20 protein-coding genes and 2 pseudogenes are annotated in these 22,789 nt (G+C 39.2%); all 22 read right to left on the bottom strand.

Annotated features, from left to right (window positions below):
• Positions 1-26 precede the first annotated feature (26 nt).
• Positions 27-212 (bottom strand): annotated as a pseudogene (locus tag GCA01S_RS19480) (aldo/keto reductase); the annotation flags it as partial.
• A complete protein-coding gene (locus tag GCA01S_RS13130; protein WP_042410627.1) occupies positions 212-1,216 on the bottom strand; it encodes a C-terminal binding protein in 1,005 nt (334 codons plus the stop codon). The gene GCA01S_RS13130 and the pseudogene GCA01S_RS19480, both read right to left, overlap by 1 nt.
• Before the next feature lie 240 nt (positions 1,217-1,456).
• Positions 1,457-2,605: a galactonate dehydratase gene (gene dgoD / locus GCA01S_RS13135; protein WP_042410629.1), complete on the bottom strand. Its 1,149-nt coding sequence runs from the start codon at positions 2,603-2,605 to the stop codon at positions 1,457-1,459.
• Positions 2,592-3,266, bottom strand: a complete 675-nt coding sequence (locus tag GCA01S_RS13140) for a bifunctional 4-hydroxy-2-oxoglutarate aldolase/2-dehydro-3-deoxy-phosphogluconate aldolase (RefSeq protein WP_042410630.1) — start codon at positions 3,264-3,266, stop codon at positions 2,592-2,594. The genes dgoD and GCA01S_RS13140 overlap by 14 nt, the downstream gene beginning before the upstream one ends.
• Before the next feature lie 13 nt (positions 3,267-3,279).
• Positions 3,280-4,239, bottom strand: coding sequence for a sugar kinase (locus GCA01S_RS13145; protein WP_017437300.1), 960 nt, complete (start codon positions 4,237-4,239; stop codon positions 3,280-3,282).
• Between the two features lie 311 nt (positions 4,240-4,550).
• Positions 4,551-5,717, bottom strand: coding sequence for a UxaA family hydrolase (locus GCA01S_RS13150; protein ID WP_042410633.1), 1,167 nt, complete (start codon positions 5,715-5,717; stop codon positions 4,551-4,553).
• Positions 5,689-6,012: a UxaA family hydrolase gene (locus tag GCA01S_RS13155; RefSeq protein WP_042410635.1), complete on the bottom strand. Its 324-nt coding sequence runs from the start codon at positions 6,010-6,012 to the stop codon at positions 5,689-5,691. The genes GCA01S_RS13150 and GCA01S_RS13155 overlap by 29 nt, the downstream gene beginning before the upstream one ends.
• 23 nt (positions 6,013-6,035) lie before the next feature.
• Positions 6,036-6,989: a U32 family peptidase gene (locus GCA01S_RS13160; RefSeq protein WP_017437297.1), complete on the bottom strand. Its 954-nt coding sequence runs from the start codon at positions 6,987-6,989 to the stop codon at positions 6,036-6,038.
• A 104-nt stretch (positions 6,990-7,093) separates the two neighbouring features.
• Positions 7,094-8,029: a dihydrodipicolinate synthase family protein gene (locus GCA01S_RS13165; RefSeq protein ID WP_042410638.1), complete on the bottom strand. Its 936-nt coding sequence runs from the start codon at positions 8,027-8,029 to the stop codon at positions 7,094-7,096.
• A gap of 28 nt (positions 8,030-8,057) precedes the next feature.
• A pseudogene (locus GCA01S_RS13170) lies at positions 8,058-8,198 on the bottom strand (urease accessory protein); the annotation flags it as partial.
• The gene (gene larC / locus GCA01S_RS13175) at positions 8,198-9,469 is read right to left on the bottom strand and encodes a nickel pincer cofactor biosynthesis protein LarC (protein ID WP_017437294.1); all 1,272 of its coding nucleotides are present in this window, start codon (positions 9,467-9,469) and stop codon (positions 8,198-8,200) included. The pseudogene GCA01S_RS13170 and the gene larC, both read right to left, overlap by 1 nt.
• Positions 9,450-10,274: a nickel pincer cofactor biosynthesis protein LarB gene (larB, locus tag GCA01S_RS13180; protein ID WP_042410642.1), complete on the bottom strand. Its 825-nt coding sequence runs from the start codon at positions 10,272-10,274 to the stop codon at positions 9,450-9,452. The genes larC and larB overlap by 20 nt, the downstream gene beginning before the upstream one ends.
• On the bottom strand, positions 10,271-11,098 hold the full coding sequence (larE, locus tag GCA01S_RS13185) for an ATP-dependent sacrificial sulfur transferase LarE (protein WP_042410643.1): 828 nt from the start codon (positions 11,096-11,098) through the stop codon (positions 10,271-10,273). The genes larB and larE overlap by 4 nt, the downstream gene beginning before the upstream one ends.
• 128 nt (positions 11,099-11,226) lie before the next feature.
• Positions 11,227-12,693, bottom strand: coding sequence for an alpha-ketoglutaric semialdehyde dehydrogenase GucD (gene gucD, locus GCA01S_RS13190; RefSeq protein ID WP_042410645.1), 1,467 nt, complete (start codon positions 12,691-12,693; stop codon positions 11,227-11,229).
• 87 nt (positions 12,694-12,780) lie between these two features.
• On the bottom strand, positions 12,781-13,680 hold the full coding sequence (locus GCA01S_RS13195) for a fumarylacetoacetate hydrolase family protein (protein WP_017437290.1): 900 nt from the start codon (positions 13,678-13,680) through the stop codon (positions 12,781-12,783).
• A gap of 74 nt (positions 13,681-13,754) precedes the next feature.
• On the bottom strand, positions 13,755-14,531 hold the full coding sequence (locus GCA01S_RS13200; RefSeq protein ID WP_017437289.1) for an IclR family transcriptional regulator: 777 nt from the start codon (positions 14,529-14,531) through the stop codon (positions 13,755-13,757).
• A 202-nt stretch (positions 14,532-14,733) separates the two neighbouring features.
• Positions 14,734-16,932 carry a dihydroxy-acid dehydratase domain-containing protein gene (locus GCA01S_RS13205; RefSeq protein WP_042410647.1) on the bottom strand — a complete coding sequence of 733 codons (2,199 nt, stop codon included), beginning with the start codon at positions 16,930-16,932 and terminating at the stop codon, positions 14,734-14,736.
• 101 nt (positions 16,933-17,033) lie between these two features.
• The gene (locus GCA01S_RS13210) at positions 17,034-18,290 is read right to left on the bottom strand and encodes a nickel pincer cofactor-dependent isomerase, group 22 (RefSeq protein WP_017437287.1); all 1,257 of its coding nucleotides are present in this window, start codon (positions 18,288-18,290) and stop codon (positions 17,034-17,036) included.
• A gap of 192 nt (positions 18,291-18,482) precedes the next feature.
• Positions 18,483-19,535, bottom strand: a complete 1,053-nt coding sequence (locus GCA01S_RS13215) for a TRAP transporter substrate-binding protein (protein ID WP_042410650.1) — start codon at positions 19,533-19,535, stop codon at positions 18,483-18,485.
• A 65-nt stretch (positions 19,536-19,600) separates the two neighbouring features.
• Positions 19,601-20,878, bottom strand: coding sequence for a TRAP transporter large permease (locus GCA01S_RS13220; RefSeq protein ID WP_042410653.1), 1,278 nt, complete (start codon positions 20,876-20,878; stop codon positions 19,601-19,603).
• Positions 20,879-20,902: 24 nt separating this feature from the next.
• Positions 20,903-21,493 carry a TRAP transporter small permease gene (locus tag GCA01S_RS13225; protein ID WP_081804201.1) on the bottom strand — a complete coding sequence of 197 codons (591 nt, stop codon included), beginning with the start codon at positions 21,491-21,493 and terminating at the stop codon, positions 20,903-20,905.
• Positions 21,494-21,527: 34 nt separating this feature from the next.
• Complete coding sequence (locus GCA01S_RS13230; RefSeq protein ID WP_042410655.1) at positions 21,528-22,559, bottom strand: TRAP transporter substrate-binding protein; 1,032 nt, start codon at positions 22,557-22,559, stop codon at positions 21,528-21,530.
• Positions 22,560-22,789: the final 230 nt, after the last annotated feature.

Consider the following 22,789-nt stretch of genomic DNA (forward strand, 5'->3'; position numbering starts at 1 on the left):
AGCCTCCCGCTTGCTTCTTTCTATGTTTATGCAAGAATTTGTTCAATTTTCTCAAGCACATCTTCTGTTAATTGGATGTCCACGGCTTTGATGTTTTCTTTGACTTGTTCCGGCCGGCTGGCACCGATGAGAGCGCTCGCGACGTTCGGCTGGCGCAATACCCAGGCAAGCGCCAATTGGGAAAGGGTGATGCCGAGTTTGGCGACTGCTTTTATACGTACAATTCCTTTTCTCTTAAATGCACTTTCCCTTTCACGCTAGGATTCACTAAATATTTGGGATAATATCCCGATAATACATCAGCAACATTCTGGGCGGTTTTTCGTTTTAATTCACTTTCAGATTCCTCAGAGTACCAAGCAACATGCGGTGTAATAATAACATTTTCCATTTTAAGAAGAGGATTATCTGGTTGAATAGGCTCATATTCCGTAACATCTAGACCTGCACCCGCAATCTTTCCATCCTGCAAAGCGCGAATTAATGCAGCCTCATCAATAACAGGACCGCGGGCTGTATTTACAATAAATAGTTCCTTTTTCGCAAGATCAAATTGTTCGTCGCTGATCATTCCACGTGTATCTTTCGTCAACGGTGCATGGACGGAAATGTAATCAGATTGTTTAAATAGATCGTTTAATTCTACCAATTTAACATTCAATTGATGGGCTACCTCTTGCGAAATATATGGATCATAAGCAATGATATTCAAGCCAAAAGATTGTGCTTTTTTAGCCAATGCCTGTGGAATTCTTCCCAGTCCTACAAGTCCAAGTGTTCTGCCGCGTAATCGATAAATCGGTTTTCCTAAATTAAAATTCCACACTCCATTTTTCACTTCACTATTTAATTTGACAACTTTGCGCACCAATGAAAGCAATAAAGCAAAAGCATGGTCGGATACTTCATCTACCGAATAATCTGTTACGTTGGCAACAATGATGCCTTTTTGGGTAGCCGCGTCCACATCGACGGTATTGACACCTACCCCATATCGTGAGATAACTTTGCAGTTTTCTAAGTTTGCAATTACCTTCGCAGAGACAGGGGCATATTGATTAATAATCGCATCTGCATCTTTGCAGGCAGCGATTACTTCTTCCTCAGTACGGCACTGTACGGCTACGAAGTCTACATTCAATGAGGAAAGCACTTCTTGTTCAGGAGCTAATGTTTGAAATTCATAATCGGTAACCACTACTTTAAATTTTTTCATTTTTTCCCTCCCTACATTATTTATGTATTTTTCTGTACCTTCGTTCATCCATCGTAAAAGGCAGAGCAGACAAGCAATCATACTATGTTTACTATAGTTGCAACGAAAGCAATATATACTATACTGCATTCATCTTTAGGCTGCGGTACATGGTCAATACATAAAATTTAAAAATATCACTATCCTTATAATCTGTATCCACCTGAAAGAATATAGATAAAAAATCCTTAAAAAGTATATCTACCATTCAGCAACTGAACCATCTTTATGGCGCCAAACAGGATTTTTCCAATTATGTCCTGTTTCTGCCATTTTCCTTACATACTCTTCGTTAATATCTATCCCTAATCCCGGCCCCTGTGGGATTTTTACATATCCATTTTTGTATTCAAGCACAGAAGAATCTACTAAATAATCTAAGAGATCGTTTCCTTGATTATAATGTATACCAAGGCTTTGTTCTTGAATAAAAGCGTTATAGGACACCGCATCGATTTGCAAAGAAGCTGCCAATGCAATTGGGCCTAACGGGCAATGAGGAGCTAACGCAACATCATAGGCTTCAGCCATCACAGCTATCTTTCTCACTTCGGTAATTCCCCCCGCGTGGGAAAGGTCGGGCTGAATAATATCTACATAGCCCTCGGATAAAATGGTTTTAAAATTCCAACGGGAAAACATTCTTTCTCCCGTTGCAATTGGAATGGTGGTATGCTTGGCAACCTCACGCAGCGCTTCGTTATGCTCCGGTAATACAGGTTCTTCGATAAACATAGGATGGTAAGGTTCTAGTTCTTTTGCTAAAATCTTTGCCATTGGTTTATGGACACGTCCATGAAAATCAATACCTATATCGAAGTCATCACCAGCTACTTGTCGGATTGTAGCAACCCTTTCTATAATTTCATCAACCTTTTTATGAGAATCAATATACTGAAGTTCCTCGGTAGCATTCATTTTTACGGCCGTAAATCCTGCATCTTTCGCCTTTTTTGCTGCTTCAGCGATATCGCTAGGGCGGTCTCCTCCAATCCAACTGTAAACACGGATAGAATCACGAACAGGACCACCTAGCAATTGATGAACGGGTGCGTTAAAATATTTCCCCTTTATATCCCAAAGCGCTTGATCGATTCCTGATATGGCACTCATTAAAATCGGGCCTCCGCGATAAAATCCACCTCGATAAAGAACGGTCCAGTGATCCTCGATCTTCAGCGGATCTTTTCCTATCAAATATTCACTTAATTCTTCTACCGCTGTTTTCACCGTATTTGCCCTTCCCTCTATAATCGGTTCACCCCAACCGACAATCCCTTCATCGGTGGTAATTTTGAGGAATAGCCATCGCGGTGGAACGATAAAAGTTTCAAATTTAGTAATCCTCATTTTGCACTTTCTCCTCCATAACCATCGCATTTCGTATTTTCTCGATAAACTTTTGTGCAGTTTCTTTCAAAATATCGAAGCGCCCCTCCTCAATTACTTGTTTATTAAGCAATGCGCTCCCCACTCCTACCGCTGCTGCACCACTTTGTATAAACTCTGCCACATTATCTAAAGACACACCGCCAGTCGGCATCATTGGAATATATCCTAACGGTCCACTTAATTCCTTAAAGTATTTAGGTCCTAGAGAACTAGCAGGAAATACCTTTAAAAGATCAGCACCTGCTTGATATGCTCTTACAATTTCGGTTGGTGTCATGGCACCGGGAATCGAAATTTTACCATATCGATTGGTTAAATAAATGGTCTCCTCGTCAAGTATCGGTGAAAAAATAAAATCTGAACCCGCCTCAATCGCTCTTTTAGCAGTTTGCGCATCAAGTACTGTTCCTGCACCAACGATAGCCTTTGTTCCAAATTTTTCTTTAAGATGAGTGATCATTTCAAAGCTTCCAGGGGTGTCCACCGTAACTTCTAGCACCTCTACCCCGCCTTCTATCAATGCTTCTGCAATTTGGAAAATTTGAGATGGTTTTGGTTTTCTTATTACTGCGACTAACTTAGATTTCTTTAAGCGGTTTAGATTTGTAATCTTGTCCAAAACATCTTCCTCCTTACCGTTTTACACCTTGAAAGTGAATTACACCTTTCATAAACTCTTCCAATTCTTCACTGCTCGGCAACCCTTCAACGTCCCCACTTACTCCAACAACCATAGCTCCAACCGCATTTCCGCGTTTCACTGCCGAAAAAATAGGCTCATTTCTTAAAATTCCACTTATTACCCCCGCTGCAAATCCGTCGCCAGCTCCAACTGGATCTACTATTTGAGAGACAGGGAACCCTTTTACATAGCCACTTTCATTCCCAGATCGGTAGTATGCTCCCTTTTCCCCCATTTTGATGATGACAATTTTTTCTTTTCCAAAGAAATCCGCAATTTCCTCAGGAGTTTTCCGACCTGACAGTATTTCACCTTCATCCAATCCAGGTAAAATAATATCTGCTTCTTTGGCAATTTCTAATAAAACGGATCTCGCTTTCTCCATATTCCAAAGCTTTAATCGGATATTCGGATCAAAAACAATTTTCACCTCATGTTTTTTGGCAATTTCAATAGCCTTAAAAACTGTCTCCCTGCATGATGGGCTAAGGGCAGGGGTAATCCCCGTTAAATGAAGAAATTTCGCGCGAGCAATATAATCTTCATCAAGGTCATTGGGAGATAATAAACTAGCAGCAGAGTTTTTGCGATAATAATACACTTTTACATTTGTTGGTGAGTATTTCTCTTTGAAAAAAATACCTGTGGGAGCCTCATCCGTATAGATGCATCTAGAAGTGTCTACCCCTTCGCCTCTAATAAATTTGTGAATATATCTTCCAAAGGGATCATTACCTAATTTGCTAAACCAACCTACCGAGTGACCTAGTCTTCGCAACCCAATCGCTACATTGGATTCCGCTCCTCCAATCTGCTTATAAAATCTATCGCTATATTCGAGTGGAAGCGTAAGTTCGGGGGTAAATAAGACCATTGTTTCCCCGAATGTTACAACATCAAGTTCTTTCACAATAAGTCCCCCCGTATGTTTTTGTGCTTGCCTGTTCCCGGCAAATAACATGAATTCAAAAGGTTTTACCGATAATCTCTTGAATGAATAGACACCAAAGAAATATTGGCATTTGAATTTTCCACTAACAAAGCGCAGATCTCTTGACTGTTAAAGGCAAGTCAATGGCTTGCCTTTTGGCAGCCGAAAAATAGATAGCACATTTCTTGCTCCAGAAGTTCGAATAGTCAAGCAAAACTTAATGGGTAAGGCATTTCTATAAATATTGCCCACAAATTCAATTATTAATAATATTCAAATATTTTTAACTACTAAAATGTTGGGCCAATTCTCCAAATGCCAAAATCATGTTGTTTTAGAATTTCTGCTTTCGTAAGCTTTCCAGAGGCTGTTAATAAAAGTTCGTTGAAAATTCTTTCGCCTACCGATTCTAGAGACTCCGTTCCTTCAATGATTGTTCCTGCATTAATGTCCATGTTTTCCCTCATTTTTTCAAACATCGGAGTATTGGTAGCAATTTTAATGACAGGTGCAATTGGCGAACCAGTTGGTGTTCCACGTCCACTTGTAAATAAGACGATTTGTGCCCCACCAGCAACCATTCCCGTCAGCTGTTCAATATCATGACCAGGGGTATCCATCCATACTAACCCTTTTTTTGTCGGCCGCTGAGCATAGTCGATTAACTCTTGCAAAGGTCTGGTACCAGCCTTGGCAGCCGCTCCAAGTGATTTCTCTTCTAGTGTTGTGAGGCCTCCCTTTCGATTCCCTGGACTTGGATTTCCGGTACGAATATCCACTCCCATCATGATTGCCCGTTTCTCCATCGCTTCAATGACTTGATATACTTTTTTAGCTACTCGGTCGTCAACAGCACGATTGGCTAAAAGGTGTTCTGCCCCAATTAGTTCGGTTGTTTCTGCTAAAATCACTGTTCCTCCTCTGTCAACAATCATGTCGCTTACATAACCAACTGCCGGGTTGGCTGAGAGCCCCGAACAGGCATCTGATCCTCCACATTCTGTTCCTACAATTAATTCGCTAATATCAAACGGTTCTCGGACTAAAGCAGAAGCATCTTGTACCATTTTCGTTGCAATTCGCGCCGCCTCTGCAACGGCTCCAAGCGTCCCCCCATGATCTTGAATGGATACCAGTTCAACCGGCTTGCCGCTTTTGGCAATTTCCTGGGCAACACTTCTCCCTTGGTGCGTCTCACAACCAAGTCCCATAACGATTACACCATACACGTTTGGATTGGTCCCCATTCCAACGTATGTGCGGAATGTTTGATCATAATCAACACCTACTTGAGCGCAACCATGCTGGTGAATAAAGGACACAGTACCATGAACAAGTTCTGTTACCTGTTTTGCTGCCTGTGTAGCGCAAACAATGGTAGGCAATATAAGCACATGATTGCGAACTCCCACTCGACCGTCAGGACGTCTATAACCCCAAAGCTGAGCTGTTTTCATTTATCTTATCTCCCCTTCCTCTTTTCCCCTCTACATTATGGATATGCACATGCTCACCTACGGCAATATCCTTAGAGGCAACTCCAATAACTTCCCCATATTTGAATATATCCTTGCCTTTCTTAATAGGAACAACAGCAAATTTATGCCCAAACTCAATATTTTCTTTGATTTCAATCTCGTACTCTTTTTCCTGACATGTTACTTTTACTACACTGCCAGCAGGGATATAGTCTAAGGCAGTGGCAACATTATCTTTGGGATTCATCATAACAGTTCGGTAAAAAGACGTCATATAGCTTCTCCCCTTCTCCTCTTTCAAACCGTAGATTTTTTGAACGAGCCGATTACCGGGACACCCAACCCCTCTGCTCCTAGTTCAGACATCACTGCTTCCGGGTAGTATTGTTCAATAATCCGCATTCCTAATGCTGCTCGGCGAACTCTTTCGCGACATAGATCCATATTAATCGATTCCAGATGTCTACCTGATGGATATACATCTGGATGATTGCGTAACCCAAATTTAATGTAAACAGGTGATAAAATACGAATAATTTCCGGAATCTCATAATGTCTAATAAAACCGCCAAATCCGTCTGGTACCTCCACATATATATCAATTGGAATGTCAATTACTTGACGAATAGCCGCCAGTTTAGGCAAAGTCAAAGCGGTAGGAACGTTATACGTATCCGCGCCTAATTCCGCCATCAGCTTAATAGACACCGGGTTGGATGCCATCATTTGAACGGATACTTTAACCACAAAATTTTGCGGTAATATTCCTTGCTTTTTCATTTCCTTCGTTAAAAGCAGCAAACCTTCATCAGCAACTAAAGCACCACGCAATCCTAAACTTGCTCCTCTTTTTAAATCCTCAATGGCATAAACCAGCTGATCGATTCCTTCGTGTCTAAGCCCCACAACTTTCCCTGAACTTGTAAATGGTTGGGCGCTAATATCCCATGTACCCCTAGGGCCGACAAAAAGGCTTAACTCCATCCCCCGATTCGCGCAAATCTGGCACATTTCCCTAATCTCATCATCTGTTAACAGCATAATTCCACTTCCCTGCGATACGCGGTGAATGGTTACTCCCAATCGGTCTGCCTCCTCAAGCGCTGCTTGTAAAGCACGTGGACCTTCTACACTTGGGATCTCAATACGGTATTGTGCCCCGTCAGGGAAACGTTTTGTAGACGTAGGAAGATCATAGAGATCGCTGCTTGGGTAGCCCAATGATTTAAGAAATTCTCTCGTTTCTTTCATAAATATAATGCATCCTTTCTCTTTTATTAAAATACGATTGATAGGAAATAATCTTAGTGTAGTGATAGAGAGCGGCTAATCGATTAGCTTCTTCGTTAGTAGTCCTATTTGCAACCCTTCGCGTTTAGTTTTTCATTGCTGTAGGAAAATAAATTATTTTGTTTTAGAAATAACTGAACCGCCTTTTTTAAGTCGTCGTATTCTGCGATAGGTAACCGTGGACTCGTTTGATGGCCTAAAATAAGCTGATGAACTGCTTCCTTAACCGCAATAAATAAAGGTTGGGAAAGCTCATAAATGGACATAAGCTTGAGGATGGATTCATTTAGAGTTAGCGCTGTTTGATATTGGCCAGCTTTAAAACTCTCAAATAATCGGACAGATAGTTCCGGCAAGAAAGTAGCAGTACCATTGATTCCGCCAGCTGCCCCCATTTGAAGCGCAGGAAGGAGAAGATCGTCGAAAGCGGCAAAAACAGAGAAATCTGCTCTTTGCTCCGCAATGCCAATTAATTGTCGAATATGCCCTAATCTTTCCGTCGTATCTTTAACTCCAACTATATTCTCTTGATCCATTGCTAACCTTAATATAAGGCTAGGGGATAAATCTTGACCTGTGAGTGAAGGAATATTGTATATAATCAAAGGAATTTTGATACTTTTAGCTACATTTACATAATAGTCATATAATTGGCGCTCCGTATATTTCCAATAAAACGGATTTACCACTAGTACACCGTTAGCTCCGATATACTCAGCGTGTTGTGATAAATAAATAGTGTCCTTTAATGAGGCAGTTCCTGTACCAATTAAAACAGGGACACGCCCATCTACATATCGAACCATTTTTTCGACAAAAAGTTTTCTTTCTTCAACAGTCAAAGAAGAGAATTCCCCCATGCTTCCCATATAGAGCAATCCATGAACGCCTTTTTTGATTAAATGATCCGCAAGCATATAATTGGCTTCCCAATCGAACTCTCCATCCTTATTAAATAACGTAACTACAGGTGGGATGATTCCTTTAAACTTATAATCCATTGCTTTCATCCTTCCAAAATAAATTTAAAATACCGTCCAGCAGGGAGCGAAACAAGCTTTTGCTTTTGTTGGCAATAGTTGAGACAGCTATTACGTGATCAGGCTCCAAAGAGTGTTTAATTCCTAAAAAAAGTCCGACCATTAAAGTTGAAAATACACCTAATTCCATTACGATTCTTCTCCCCTTGATCTTTTCCTAGCATATTCCACCGCCGCTGTATATACTTCTAAAAAAGCAGCTTGATGATCCGTAGCGGCTTTTTTTACATCCTCGTATTCTGGTACTTGTCTTATTATTTTTCCATTTTGAATAGCCTGTTTTACACGAATATTTCCATACGGTGTAGGAACACTTACACTATTTCTTCCTAGAATACTTCTTGTACATATATTTTTTCTGACACCAAGGGTTGTCGTTTCTTTGAAAATAAATTGTTCACATTCCTCTACACTATTGGACGAAGCCAAAACAGTAAGAAGGACCCCAGGGCGGTTTTTCTTCATAAAAATGGGTGTATAAAACACATCGAGTGCCCCCCTTTGAAAAAGCCCTTCCATTACATATCCCAACGCCTCCCCCGACATGTCATCTACATGGCACTCTAGAATATGAATGATCTCTTGTTGCAAAGGTAATAAATATTCATGTTCTAGCAAAGCATCAGCCATTTCGCCTACTACAACTCGTAAAACATTTGGCTGGTTCGGTAAATCACGTGTTCCTGCACCATACCCAATATACGATATGGTCATCGTCGGAATTGGTCCAAATGAAGTCACTTGACTTTTCACAATCCCTGCTCCCGTTGGGGTTGTTAACTCAAACGGCAATTTGCTAGCCTTGATTGGTACGTTTCGAAGTATCTCCAACGTCGCAGGAGCTGGAACAGGGTAGGTCCCATGCGCACAATCGATATATCCACTTCCAACCGGAATAGGAGAAGAAATGATTTGATCAATTTTAAGCTCTTCTAACGCGACAGCAGTGGCGACAATATCAACAATTGAGTCAATTGCACCTATCTCGTGGAAATGAACTTTTTCAACAGGAATATGGTGGATTTTTGCCTCTGCCGTGGCAATAGCATGAAAAATTTGTTGGCTGCGTTTCTTTACTTCCGGATGTAATTCCGAGTGATTGATCATATCGACTATGTAAGAATAATGCCGATGTGAATGCAGGGTTGAATGATTTAACGAGTCATGATGGTGGGAGTAGGCATCATGTTTGTCTCTGTAGTTATCATCCAGGATTACATCCAACTTTGTAGCAGAAATCCCCTTTTTTATAACCTTGCTCCATTGTAATTTATATCCTGAAATCGGAAGCTTTTTTAATTCTGTTTCAATCCGTTCCGGTGATACCCCCGCATCTACTAAAGCGCCAACCATCATATCGCCGCTAATTCCCGAAAAACAATCAAGATAGAGAATCTTCATTTTTCTCCACCTCTTGTTTCATTGCCTTCGCAACGGACTGTTCAATGACAGATAGAATAGTAGCAGCATAATATCCGGCCCCGAAACCGTTATCAATATTAACAACTGCAACTCCGCTAGCGCATGAATTTAACATAGTAAGCAAAGCGGAAATCCCTTGGAAATTAGCTCCATATCCCACACTTGTAGGTACAGCAATAACAGGTTTGGAAACAAGCCCTCCCACTACACTTGCAAGCGCCCCTTCCATACCTGCAACTACGATCACAACGTGTGCCTGTTCAATAACAGAAACTCTATCCAATAAACGATGAATACCAGCAACACCTACATCGTATACTCTCTTGACTTCGCAACCGAAAAACTCAGCGGTCACAGCAGCTTCTTCAGCAACGGCAAAATCGGATGTTCCTGCACTGACAACAGCAATGTATCCTTGTTTTTTTGTTTCCACATAGTCTTTAGAAACCCAATAAAAAACCCTTGCATCATGATGATAATGAAAGCATTCGAGAGGATAACGATCTTGTAAATTTATTATCAGATAATCTGCCTTTTCCTTATTAATCCGTGTAGCAAGTACTTTTTTGTGGAATTTCATTAATCTTTCGAAAATACCAAGTAAATGTTCTTTATTTTTCCCCTCTCCAAAAATTATTTCTGGGAAACCCTTCCTTTTTTCGCGGTGAATGTCCAACGTTGCATATCCAATATCATCGTATGTGCGCAATGTTTCGTATGCTTCTTCTACAGAGATATTCCCGCCTTTTAATTGCTCAAGTATTTCTCTAAGCGAATCCTTCATTTTACCATTCCTTTTTTCAAAACTTCATTCATACTTCCTGATCTATATCCTCCTAGGTCAAGGGTTACATATAGAAATCCCAGTTCTCTTAATTTATGATGGATTTCCTGATGATATTGAATGATACGCGGCATCTCTTCAGGAAAAACCTCAATTCTAGCTATTTCTCCATGATGGCGAACACGAACTTGATAAAAACCAAGCCCCAAAAGAAATTCTTCCGATTTATCAAGTTGATCGATTTTCTCTTTTGTAATTTTCGTTCCGTAAGGGATACGCGATGATAAGCAGGCAAAGGAAGGCTTATTCCATGTTTCTAGCCCCATTTCCTTTGACAATATTCGGATTTCATCTTTGTAAAACCTTGCTTCTTGGAGAGGACTCCGCACACCAAGCTGTCTTGCTGCTTTCAGTCCCGGACGGTATTCTCCTAAATCATCCATATTAGAACCGTCAACAATCGTATATACATCTCCATATTTCTTCACCAACTCTTTTAACTGTGTGTACAAATGATTCTTACAATGAAAGCAGCGGGTAAAGTCATTTTTGACAAAATCGGCATTTTCTAATTCATTTATTTGAAGCTTCAAGTGTTTGACACCTATTTGTTTGGCAAGCTTGGAGGCCAACTGTACTTCCCTAGTCGGAAACGTTTCTGAAACTGCAGTAACCGCCATCACGCGATCACCAAGTACTTGCTTTGCAATCGCTAACAGGAATGTACTATCTACTCCACCCGAAAAAGCCACCAATACGTTTCCCATATCTCTTAAGAGATGAATAAGATGCTCTTTTTTTGTCTCCAATAAGTTCTCTTCCAAATTTATATCCCTCCGTGGATACAGCTTCGTTTATCAAAAGATGGATACATACTATATTGGTCGCCGCACATATCTTTAATGAAGTGATAGGATGTTCCCCTCAAAATGGATGAGGGGAACACGATGATTTATGCTTTAACCAATACTGTTTTAATAGATGTAAAAAACTCTATTGCTGCTTGCCCCTGTTCTCTAGAATGAGAACTTGATTGTTTCATTCCACCAAAAGGCGCTTGAAACTCCACTCCGGCTGTTTCAGCATTCACTTTTACTAGTCCAGCTTCTATTTCATTAATAAACGAGAGAATGTTGCGAATATCTTTTGTATAAATGGAGGCGCTTAACCCGTATTCTGTGTCATTGGCGAGTTCTAACGCTTCCTCGATGCTATGAACTTTGATCAATGCAAGCACAGGTCCAAATATTTCTTCCCGTGCAATAGTCATGTTTATGTCTACATTTTCAAAAATAGTCGGTTCTACATAAAAACCATTGGCGAATTCACCTTCTATACATCTTTTGCCGCCGTAAATTAAATCTGCCCCTTCTGCTTTTCCTTTTTCAATATAGGAGAGAACGGTATTTAATTGTGCCTCACTTACACATGGACCCATCCATGTTTCGCTGTCCATCCCATTTCCTATTTTTAGTTGCTTTACTTTTGCGAGAAGTTTTTCTTTAAATGTTTCATATACTTCGCTTTCCACAAAGACACGGCTTGTAGCAGTGCATTTCTGACCCGTTGAACGCAATCCCCCATTTATCGTTCCTTCGACAGCAAGATCCAAGTCCGCATCTTTAGCGACAATGACAGGATTTTTTCCTCCCATTTCAAGTTGGTATTTCGCGCCGCGTTCAAAAGCTGCTTTTCCCACCAGTTTTCCTACAGTATTTGAACCTGTAAACGTAACTCCGTTAATATCCGGATGATTCGCGATCCCTTGACCGATTACAGAACCCGGACCGCATATCATATTGACGACTCCCTTCGGAAAACCGGCTTCATGGAAACACTCTATCACTTTGGCAGCCGTTACAGCAGCTTCGCTTGCAGGTTTTAAAACAACTGTGTTTCCATATACAAGAGCAGGCGCCATCTTCCATATAGGAATAGCTACAGGGAAATTCCACGGCGAAATGACACCAACTACTCCGAGCGGAACTCGCGTAGTGAACATTAAAGCCTCATTATCACTTGATGGAATAACATCGCCAATTTTTCTAACTCCTTCTCCGGCATAATAACGTAATATATGGACTCCCCTCATTGTTTCTGCTTTTGCTTCACCAAACGTCTTTCCCATTTCTCTTGTCATCGTTTCCGCAATTTCTTCGAGACGTCTTTCAAGAATATCTGCTGCTCTGTATAAATACTCCCCTCTCTCTACTCCGGATCGTTTCCGCCATGATTTTTGCGCCCGTTTCGCTGCGGCCACTGCCTCGTTTAAATCTTCTATAGATGAACGTTGAATATATCCAACAACTTCGTTTTTATTAGCCGGGTTTATGCTTGCTTCCACTTCATTCGTTACTGAACTTACCCATTCTCCATTGATATAGTTGAAATAGGTTTTTACTTCTGTTTGCACTGTCATAACAACTTCACTCCTATTCCCTATTATTTTTGAATATGGAAACCTAAATAACCTTGCTATCTGCAACATAAAGGAAAACTTTTATATTTACTTTACAACTGTTTTGTGTGCTAATGCTTTTACTGGATTTGAAAGCACACCTATTTCTGGAATTTCAATCTCAATACGATCCTGATCTTGAAGGGTGAAATGATTTGGCGGAACTATTGATGTACCCGTTAACAATACGGTTCCATCAAATACTTTGTTATCACGAATTAAGAAAGAAACTAATTCATCATATCTTCTTTTTAGTTGTCTTGTATTTGCACTTTCCTCTACTACAAGTTGGTTGTTTCGATATATACGGCACGTTATTTGAAGATCATACGGATTTTTTACCGTTTCAGAAAGTCGGATTGCTGGGCCAATCGAACAGGAATTCTTCCATATTTTAGCCTGTGGTAAATAAAGAGGATTTTCCCCTTCAATATCTCTGCAGCTCATATCATTACCAATCGTATATCCAACAATTTCCCCTTCTTTGGTTATCACTAAGCCCACTTCAGGTTCGGGAATTTGCCAGTTAGAATCACTCCGCAAATAAACCGGTTCATTAGGACCTATAGTACGGGCAGCGGTAGATTTCAAGAATATCTCAGGTCTTGCCGCGTTATATACCTTGTCGTAACATGTTTCACCACCATTTGCTTTATCTGTCGTTTCGTAATTTCTTGCTTCACGACTTTTTTCGTACGTTACACCTGAAGCCCAAACCTCAGGCGCAACAATCGGCACAAGCAGGTTTAATTGAGACAAATCTTTTTGCAAACTCTTTTTTCCGGTAATGAATCCATAAATATAATTTAAAGGGGTCAATCCGGCATTTTTTGCTTCATAAATAATATCGATAAAGTCGTTGAATGGAAGAGGGTATATTTGATTATCATCTGTAACAGCAGCTAATACGGCATCTGAATTTTCGTTTAAATATCGAATGATCCTCATACATTCGTCTCCTTTTGTTTTATATTAAAAAACTCTGTTTTATTATTTCGACAAAAAAGGGACCTAAATGGTATTTACAGATGTGAACTGCCATGTTTAGAATACCCCAACTCTTTAGAAATGAGATTAGCGGCATTTTTTAATAGCTGTACTTCTTCCTTAAGTACCAAATCATTGACTTTCGCAGACGGTTGGGATATGCTCATCGCCGCTATAACATTTCCAGAATGATCCCAAATAGGAACAGCTACACATGTAATACCTGGTTCGTTTTCTTCATTATCAAGCGCATAGCCATTTTTTCTAACTTTTTCGAGCTCGGCAAGAAATTGTTCTTCACTAGTGATAGTGTTAGCAGTATGACGCTTATAAACATACCCTTTTAAAAACTCTTTAAGTTCTTTATCATCTTTGAAAGCAATTAATGCTTTTCCTACCGCACTACTGTGAACAGGAACTCTCCTTCCAATCCTCGAATATAAAACTGTCCCCGAGGTTCCTTCTACCTTGTCAATATAAATTCCTTCTTTCCCATCAAGTATAACAAGATGAACGGTATTACCAGTTTTTACTGATATATCAATTAGGTGCTTCTTGGAAATTGCCCGAATATCAAGATGGCGAATCACTAAATTTCCTCTCTCAAACAATTTCATTCCCAATCTATACTTACCGTTTTCCGGGTTCTGCTCTATATAATGGTGGTGTTGGAGTGTTTTTAACAGTGAATGTACAGTACTTTTATGAAGTTGCATTTTTTCGCTAATATCCGTAATTTTTAACTCTGTTTCATATTCATCAAATAGATCTAAGATACGAAGAGCACGGTCAACAGATTGAATCAATGGCATATTCTTCACCCTCTTTAACAATAGATATTGGAACTATACCTGTGTTTTCTAGAACATTTTTAGCAATGAATTACTTTATAATTATAATATATAGAGAGTGAAGAATACTAACTAAAAATTCCTACTATTTTTATTTTTTGCTGTTTGAGTATCATTGTTCGGCACTTAATAATATCCCTCACCTCCTTAATTACTTACTATTTCATTTTCCATAAACAGGGAAGATAACATCTTTTTTATAATCGTATACTGCTTCCTCGGCTACATAGAAAGGAACTACCCCATTTGCAGCATCCGTATGCCCAATTAAACGATTGCTAGCTGCAATACGCCGTTGACGTTTCCGCATATTTTCTAGTCTGTTTTTCGCAATCTCTTTTCTTTCCTGTTTAATACTCTCAAATTCAAATAAAAGTTTACCGTCTTGAAAAGCACTTTCATTTAAAAACTGAATTTTCCGTTCCCGAAGGCCAATATATAGAAGATCTCCTGTTTTCAAATAGAGTATGCCTCCACCCTTAATCGCCTCGGGAGTCATATGACCAATAGCCGCACCGTATGTTACACCTGAATAGCGCCCATCACTAATGAGAGTAGCAATGCGCTTTAACTGTCTGTTCGCATTAATATGTTGCATTGGTGTAAACATTTCCGGCATACCAAACGCCTCTGGTCCTTGACCGGATATAACGACAGCTATTTTAAGTGCACCTTCTTTCACCATCGTATCGAATAATTCATCATATTCCTTGTCTTTTAACGAATCAAATAGATGCGGGGAATTATGTTTTAATACAGCGATCAAGCTTTTATAATTAAAACTACGATTTAACTTCAGTTTTTCTAACAGATTAACATCTAGAAGCCCTTCATTTGCGTCATCTTCATTCTCATAATATAGAACAAATGCAATTTTCTTATCGAACTCATCAATTTGTGTGGTTGACATTCCGCTAATTTTTACTACCGCACTTTCAAAAAAGTTTCCTGATAAAACATCAACGCCACTAAATGGCCGTTTTGGTTTAGAGAGAATAATCGGATTATTTTCAACGTTTTCGGCTGGCAATTGATCTTTCTTCACGGAAAGTCTTTCTCTCCATGTCGTTCCCGTAACCGTCGGCGCATCAATGTCCATTGGAACTCCGTTATTCATCAACTCATGAAATACGGTTTCCATTCCTCTTATTTTCCCACTGCAGCACTGAATGGCTAAAGCGTAGATATCTCTTCCTTGTGTTAAACTGTAGTCAAATAAATCTGGAATCGGTACTTCATGATGGATTTTATCGTACTCCCGTAAATCAAACTTGTACCCTCCATAAAGCATTGCTGCCACAATATGCATCATGATATTGGTAGATCCGCCAGTAGCACTGTGAATTCTAATGGCATTTTTAATATTCGCAGCCATTATATTAGTAACTCCATATATTGGGTTATTAATGAAATGCACCAAGCTATCCAGCGCGGCGTTTATTTGTTCCTGTGTAGGCGGAGCAGTTAAAAGCTCCAGTGCGGGATGAATCAGTCCCAAACCTGCTATGAGATGTCTGGAACTATTGCCAGTTCCGTTAAATGCGCACACCCCACCCTGACTATCGCAAGTTGCTACTGCTAAACGTTTTTCATAATCTTCATGTTGTTCTATTGTAATAATCCCTTTTTCTCTTGCTCTTTCCAATACACCTTGGAATGCAGTGTTTGATGAACATTGCAAAATATATGAAAGTGCATCGCGCAAATCGTATGCAATATCTTCCTCCCCTATTGACTCGGCATGCCGGGCAACTTCTTCTAATTCAGCATATAAGCGCGGGGGAATGGTTCCTCCTTTTAAAACATGCGCCGGAGCAAAAGTGGCAAAGAAAGGAGCTTCGCCTCTTTCCCTCCGAACACGATCAAGATGTGCTAAAGCACTGACAACCCCAAGCGGTTGTTTATCGCAACCTTGAATAACAAAAGCCCCATGATAGCTATGTGCTTCCATCTGATTAACAATCATCTGTGCGACAGCATTTCGACTTTGTAGGGAATAACTCATTCCTTGATTGCTCTGTGCCGTCCCGTCACACATTACTGGTGTCGAAAATTGAAACGGAACTCCTCCATTTTGCCAAATGCGAATGGCGGCTCGAGCGATCGTTTGAAAATCCATAATATGAGCAGGGTGATCAGCGGATCCTCCTATAATTGCAATTCTAGGAGCATTATTATGTAATCTGTCATATATTTCTTCCAACGTCCAATCTGGCTGCATTCCTTTTAATTCGGGACCAAGGATCTGTTTAGAACGATCAAGCAGGCCTGCCACACATATAGGTTCATTTGCTTTTCCCTGCACGTTATCACGATATGGATTGACTTTGCTCTCAATATATGGATATTTAACCGCTGGCATAATATTACCCCTTCCCCAATAAATAGAAGATTTGTTTGTGGCTATTTGAATTTGAATGAGGATAAAGTTAGTTAACACTAGACACAGAAATTATATTTTTTCTAAGTGATTGAAAAATCCATTTCGAAAGGTTCTGATAAAATCTCTATATCCTTCATTTGTCTGGCTTCATCTAAGAGACTCTCAGAAATCCAAATATCTCTAAGTACCAGCGTATTTTTTATCCTGACCATTCTGACTCTGTTCATATCAAAAGCATTGCAGGTTTTGATAGCTGCTTTCACTGCTAATTCTTCTGTTTCTAAACACATTGGTAGTTTTACTACAGAAACCACTGTGCTTGTTAAAGCATTAGCGTATCCTTTTTCCCATACGATTTGTTCCTTAACTTTATTTGTTGTGATATCAGCAAGACCGATACCATTGGCGTTGCCCTGTGTTTTTTCAGATAAACTTAATACCACTATGCGTGTCACTTCCGGGCCGCCAGTTGCATAGGGAGTAGCGTACCTGCCTGTAATATTTGGATCCATTCCATCTCCTGAAATATCCTTCCCTATTTCATCTACTACAAGCACATCAATTGGGCTAAACATAATTCTGGGCATCAATGCTTTTGCCTTTATCAATAGTTCAGGTTCCACTGTCTCGATATGCTCGGCTGGGACTGTAACAATTTTGGCAGGGCGATCATATGCATTTTCCAAAACAGCTACACCAAAAATAACTGGCGCCTTACGAATAACTATTTTTGCCATTTCAATCACATGTTTACTCATATACTTAAAGCTATATTTATGGGCTGCTTCGGCACCTTTTTGCTTACCGAGACCAATTGTTATCATTTTCATCAATCCGCTTTCAACTGGCCCCCGAAAAGCGGTATGTGGTTTAACCCTATTTATGACAATTATTTTATCTGCCTCATATGCAAGTTTATCCGTGTAAACTGGAAGCCCATTATCTAACCTTCCTACTTCTACTACTTCCATACTAGAACAAATAGGCGCACCTACAAATTCTTCTGTAACTCCCAAGTGTATTAGTACCTCTTTCTGACCTTCAGCAGTTGCCCCCCCGTGACTACCCATTGCCGGTACGATGAAAGGATTTCCACCTACCTGTTTAACAGCGTTTACGACTTCCCTAGTAATAATGGCTATATCTGCCACGCCGCGGCTTCCTACAGCAATTGCCACTCGATCGCCGGGGGAAATTCTATGGAGAACATTGGCTTGCTGAATACTCTTATGGACTGCTTTAGGAACATCTGCAATTTCAGGAGCGTGAAAGTTTTGCCTAATCTTGATCATTTTCGGAATTGGCACGTCTTTGAGCAGATCATTAATTATTCCCATTTTTCCTCCCTCTATTAAATTGATTTTTTTATTACATAAACAAACCACAGCAATAGAATTCTCTATCAGCGTATCTTTGGAGGAAATAGGGAAGAAACGCCAATACTAAAGCCAGAAGTACCTCTTCCCTATCTATCAATCCTTGCATTCATCTTAAAACCTGCTTAATAAATATTAACCATATTTTTCCAATTATTTGCGAATTTTTTCTAATTCGCTATACATTTCATTTACGAGATCTTCTCCAAATTCTTTAGCATATTTATCGATAACAGGTTTAATAGCTTCTTCCATCTTTTTCCGTTCCCCATCACTTACTTCATTAATTTTAATACCGGTTTTCTTTAACTCCTCTAATGCCTTTTTATCTTCTTGACGACTAAGCTCTCGTTGATACTTGCCAGCTTCCACAGCTGCATCCTGTAGAATCTTCTGTTCTTCTGGTGATAAGCTATCCCAGAATTTTTTGCTGACTAAGAAAACAAATGGTGTGTAAACATGCTTAGTAAGGCTTAAATAGTCTTGTACCTCATAATATTTATTAGATTTAATTGTCGCTAATGGATTTTCTTGACCATCAACTGTTTTGCTTTCAAGAGCTGTGAAAACTTCTGAAAAAGCCATTGGCGTTGGGTTAGCACCAAGTTTTTTAAACGCATCAATATGCACCTGATTTTGCATGGTCCGTAATTTTAAGCCTTTAAAATCATCTATCGTATTAATTGGATGTTTGCTATTAGTGACATTCCGGAACCCGTTCTCCCAATAAGCAAGACCAATCAACCTATGTTCAGGAAGTTTTTCTAACAATTTTTTACCTATAGGTCCGTCTAAAATCGCATCCGCTTCTTCTGCAGTATTAAAAAGGAATGGAAAATCGAATATACCGAATTCTTTGACTATTCCAACTAAAGGAGAAGTTGATGGGATAGTAATTTCTTGTGTGCCACTTTGCAGCGCCTCGGTCATTTTTAAATCATCGCCTAAAGTTGCGCTAAAATACGTTTGAACTTTCAATTTTCCCCCACTTTTTTTCTCTACTATTTCCTTGAATTTCAGAAGTCCTTGCCCTTCTGGATGATCTTCATTTAGCCCGATTCCTGCTTTAATAATCCTTTCTTGGATTCCATGATTATTAGACTTTGTTCCTCCTTGGGTAGCATTAGAACCACAAGCGCTTAGAAAAAGTAACCCCACTGATAGAAGGCCAACAATAAATTTCCTAGCCTTAAAGATTTTTTTCATACTTTATCCCCCTAACATCCTTTTCATTTTCAGTCCCCCATCCTATGACTATTGCCTAAACAAATTTAGTTAAACCATCCTAAAGGAACAGCAACTATTGAAGGGAATAAAATCAGCAACATTAATATTACAACGTGAACGATCAAAAACGGCCAAATTCCCTTAGTTAATTCCCACAAACTGAGTTTGCTGATTCCGCAGCCTACGTATAAAACTGTTCCTACTGGCGGAGTAATCAATCCAATACATAAATTAATCACCATAATAATCCCAAAATAAATCGGATCGATTCCAGCTAATTTAGCAAGCGGCAATAAAACCGGAGTAAAGATAAGGATCGCTGGTGTAAGGTCCATAACCAATCCAACCAATAATAATAAGATATTAATTATAATCATAAGTAGTAAAGGTTTATTAACTAACCCCCCTAGCATATTCGCCATTTCCGCTGGTACATTCGCCACTGTGATTAACCAGGCCGAAACCATAGCAGCAGCCGCAACGAACATAACAACACTTGTTGTTTTAGCAGCCGCAAGGAAGACTTGATACAAATCTTTAATTTTTAACTCTCTATAAATCAATGTTCCTATCAATAAGGCGTAAAACACGGCTATAACTCCTGCCTCGGTAGGAGTAAAAATCCCTCCTCTTAATCCACCGATAATAATCGCTGGTAATAGCAATGCCCAAATAGCTTCGCGTACTGCAGCAAGAATTTCTTTAGTTGTTTTTCTTTTCGGCAATTCACATGTATCCCTTCTAGAAAGTATCGCCCACACAATCATTAACCCTACTCCCATTAAAATTCCTGGGACTATTCCTCCCATAAACAATTGGGTAATAGAGACGCCTGCTGTTACACCAAAAATAATCATCGGTATACTAGGAGGAATTACAGGAGCAATAATTCCGGCGGCACAAACAATACCAGTTGACCGATTAACATTGTATTTTCTGGAAACCATCATCGGGATTAAAATCGCGCCAAGCGCAGCAGTATCGGCTACTGCCGAACCAGATAAACCAGCAAATAAAACACTTGCAATAATTGCAACAAAACCTAACCCGCCACGTATATGGCCAACAAGCGACATTGCAAAAGCAACAATTCGTTTTGATATTCCTCCTGCATTCATTAACTCACCAGCAAGGACAAAAAACGGAATTGCCATTAATGAAAAGTTATTTGCTCCGTTTATAAGATTTTGCGCAATAATCTGGCTATCGAAATTTCCCATAAAAATCATTAAGGCAATACCACTTATAATAAGTGCGAAAGCAATAGGGATGCCTATAGCTAATGAACCGAACAACGATCCTAAAAATATACCTACCATAATTTACCTCCAATTATGTAATTTAATTTAAACGGTTAGTTTTGTAGAATCATTAGCGTCGATATCCTTTATATTGTTCTTTTTTTGATCACCATCACCGACCACCTGAGTGATAATTGCCTCATCAGAATTGGAAATCATAGATAACGATGCGTTCCGTACAAAAAGCGTTCGAAACATATTGACTAAGACTATAATGGCCATTCCTATACTTGTTACTACGCCTATGCCATATACTAAACCTAAAGGAGTTCCCGTCGCGGGCGCTTTGCTATCCATATTCAACACAGCCATTTTCCAGCTTCCGTTTAACAATAACCAAAGAACATATAGAACCAACAAATTGCTAACGATAAACACTACTTTTTTGGCTTTATGAGGCAATGCATTGATAACTATGTCTACTCCAAGATGCATATTTTCTTTCAAAGCAGCAATTGCCCCTAAAAAGACCATCCATACAAATAGGAAACGGGACATTTCTTCGGACCAAGTTATACCTGAATTAAATACATAACGTAAGACAACATTACCGAATACCAAAATACACATCATGGCAAGAGTCAATACGATCAATACATTTAAAATACCATTTACTAGTTTGCTAAGTTTCTTCAATAGATTCACCATCCTTTTTCCATTTTTATCCGTTTTACTTAGCTTCTGATTTTATCCTTTCATATAAGTCTTTTGCCCAATCATATTTTTTAAAAAGTTCATCATATAACGGTTGTACTGCTTCTTGCATTTGTTTAGTAAATTCTGGGCTCGGTGTTGTAAACTTAATTCCATGTTGTTCTAAAAATTTTTTATCTTCTTCATAACTCTTTTCCATAAGTTCAAATTCGTAATTGGCTGATTCTTTTGCAGCTTCTTCAATAATTTTTTGTTGCTCCGGGGTCAAACTATGCCAAAATTTACTGTTAATAATATAGATATTTGGACTAAACATATGCTTGGACTCTAGTACATTACTTTGGACCTCATACCATCCCGAAGCACGTAATGTGGCAATAGGATTATCCTGTCCATCAACCACTTTTTGTTCCAGTGCCGTAAAAACCTCTGATATTGGCATTGGCGTAACATTTGCTCCAAGTAATTTTCCTATAGTAATATAGTTGGGAATATTAGGCATTCTAATGCGTAGCCCCTTAAAGTCATCCATAGAATTTATTGTTTTATTAGACGAAAACATTCTAAATCCATTTGCACTCCATGCTAACGGATGAACACCATGCTTTTTTTCGAGATCTGCCGTAATTTCCTTTCCAATCGGTCCATTTAATACTTTTCTTACATGTTCAAAATCTTTAAATAAAAACGGCCACTCTGGTACCCCCATTTTTGGAATATCATTTTGCATAATCAAGCCAGGAATCCCCATTTCAATAGTGCCATTGCGCACACCGTCATAAAATTCCTTTTCAGCCCCTAGAGTACTATTGGGATAAATCTGTACTTTAAGAGTTCCACCTGACTTTTCTTCAACCATTTTTTTAAATTTTTCTCTCAAAGCAATATTTTGTGGATGATCTTCTGCAAAATAGTTTGCTACTTTAATCACTTTAGTTCCTCCATTTTTCCCTCCCCCCTGTGCTGCTTGTTTTTCAGTACTACAACCTGACAAAATAACAGAAATGAAAACGAAAAACGTGAAAAAGAGTACGCCAATTTTTTTCATTTTTTTGGAACAGCTCCTCTCTTTTTTGATTTCTAGAAACAAAATTTGCTACTTACCCAACCAGAAAAGGTGAATATATTAAGCGCTTTCAAAATATATTTAAAAAACAAGAAAGTTTCGTTTTAAATTATAAAACCGTGTTTATTAATATAACCAAGATAAAAAGAATTTCTGTGACGGTAATCATCATCCAAAGAAGTTGTTTTTGTGTATGGGTAGAAAGCAACATT

This window comes from Parageobacillus caldoxylosilyticus NBRC 107762, from assembly GCF_000632715.1.
Taxonomy (GTDB): Bacteria; Bacillota; Bacilli; order Bacillales; family Anoxybacillaceae; genus Saccharococcus; species Saccharococcus caldoxylosilyticus.

Bases quoted from the DNA above. Each gene is read 5' to 3' on its own strand.
- GCA01S_RS13130 (WP_042410627.1), bottom strand. From the start codon at position 1,216: ATGAAAAAATTTAAAGTAGTGGTTACCGATTATGAATTTCAAACATTA.
- dgoD (WP_042410629.1), bottom strand. From the start codon at position 2,605: ATGAGGATTACTAAATTTGAAACTTTTATCGTTCCACCGCGATGGCTA.
- GCA01S_RS13150 (WP_042410633.1), bottom strand. From the start codon at position 5,717: ATGAAAACAGCTCAGCTTTGGGGTTATAGACGTCCTGACGGTCGAGTG.
- GCA01S_RS13155 (WP_042410635.1), bottom strand. From the start codon at position 6,012: ATGACGTCTTTTTACCGAACTGTTATGATGAATCCCAAAGATAATGTT.
- GCA01S_RS13160 (WP_017437297.1), bottom strand. From the start codon at position 6,989: ATGAAAGAAACGAGAGAATTTCTTAAATCATTGGGCTACCCAAGCAGC.
- GCA01S_RS13165 (WP_042410638.1), bottom strand. From the start codon at position 8,029: ATGGATTATAAGTTTAAAGGAATCATCCCACCTGTAGTTACGTTATTT.
- larC (WP_017437294.1), bottom strand. From the start codon at position 9,469: ATGAAGATTCTCTATCTTGATTGTTTTTCGGGAATTAGCGGCGATATG.
- larB (WP_042410642.1), bottom strand. From the start codon at position 10,274: ATGAAGGATTCGCTTAGAGAAATACTTGAGCAATTAAAAGGCGGGAAT.
- gucD (WP_042410645.1), bottom strand. From the start codon at position 12,693: ATGACAGTGCAAACAGAAGTAAAAACCTATTTCAACTATATCAATGGA.
- GCA01S_RS13195 (WP_017437290.1), bottom strand. From the start codon at position 13,680: ATGAGGATCATTCGATATTTAAACGAAAATTCAGATGCCGTATTAGCT.
- GCA01S_RS13200 (WP_017437289.1), bottom strand. From the start codon at position 14,531: ATGCCATTGATTCAATCTGTTGACCGTGCTCTTCGTATCTTAGATCTA.
- GCA01S_RS13205 (WP_042410647.1), bottom strand. From the start codon at position 16,932: ATGCCAGCGGTTAAATATCCATATATTGAGAGCAAAGTCAATCCATAT.
- GCA01S_RS13210 (WP_017437287.1), bottom strand. From the start codon at position 18,290: ATGGGAATAATTAATGATCTGCTCAAAGACGTGCCAATTCCGAAAATG.
- GCA01S_RS13215 (WP_042410650.1), bottom strand. From the start codon at position 19,535: ATGAAAAAAATCTTTAAGGCTAGGAAATTTATTGTTGGCCTTCTATCA.
- GCA01S_RS13230 (WP_042410655.1), bottom strand. From the start codon at position 22,559: ATGAAAAAAATTGGCGTACTCTTTTTCACGTTTTTCGTTTTCATTTCT.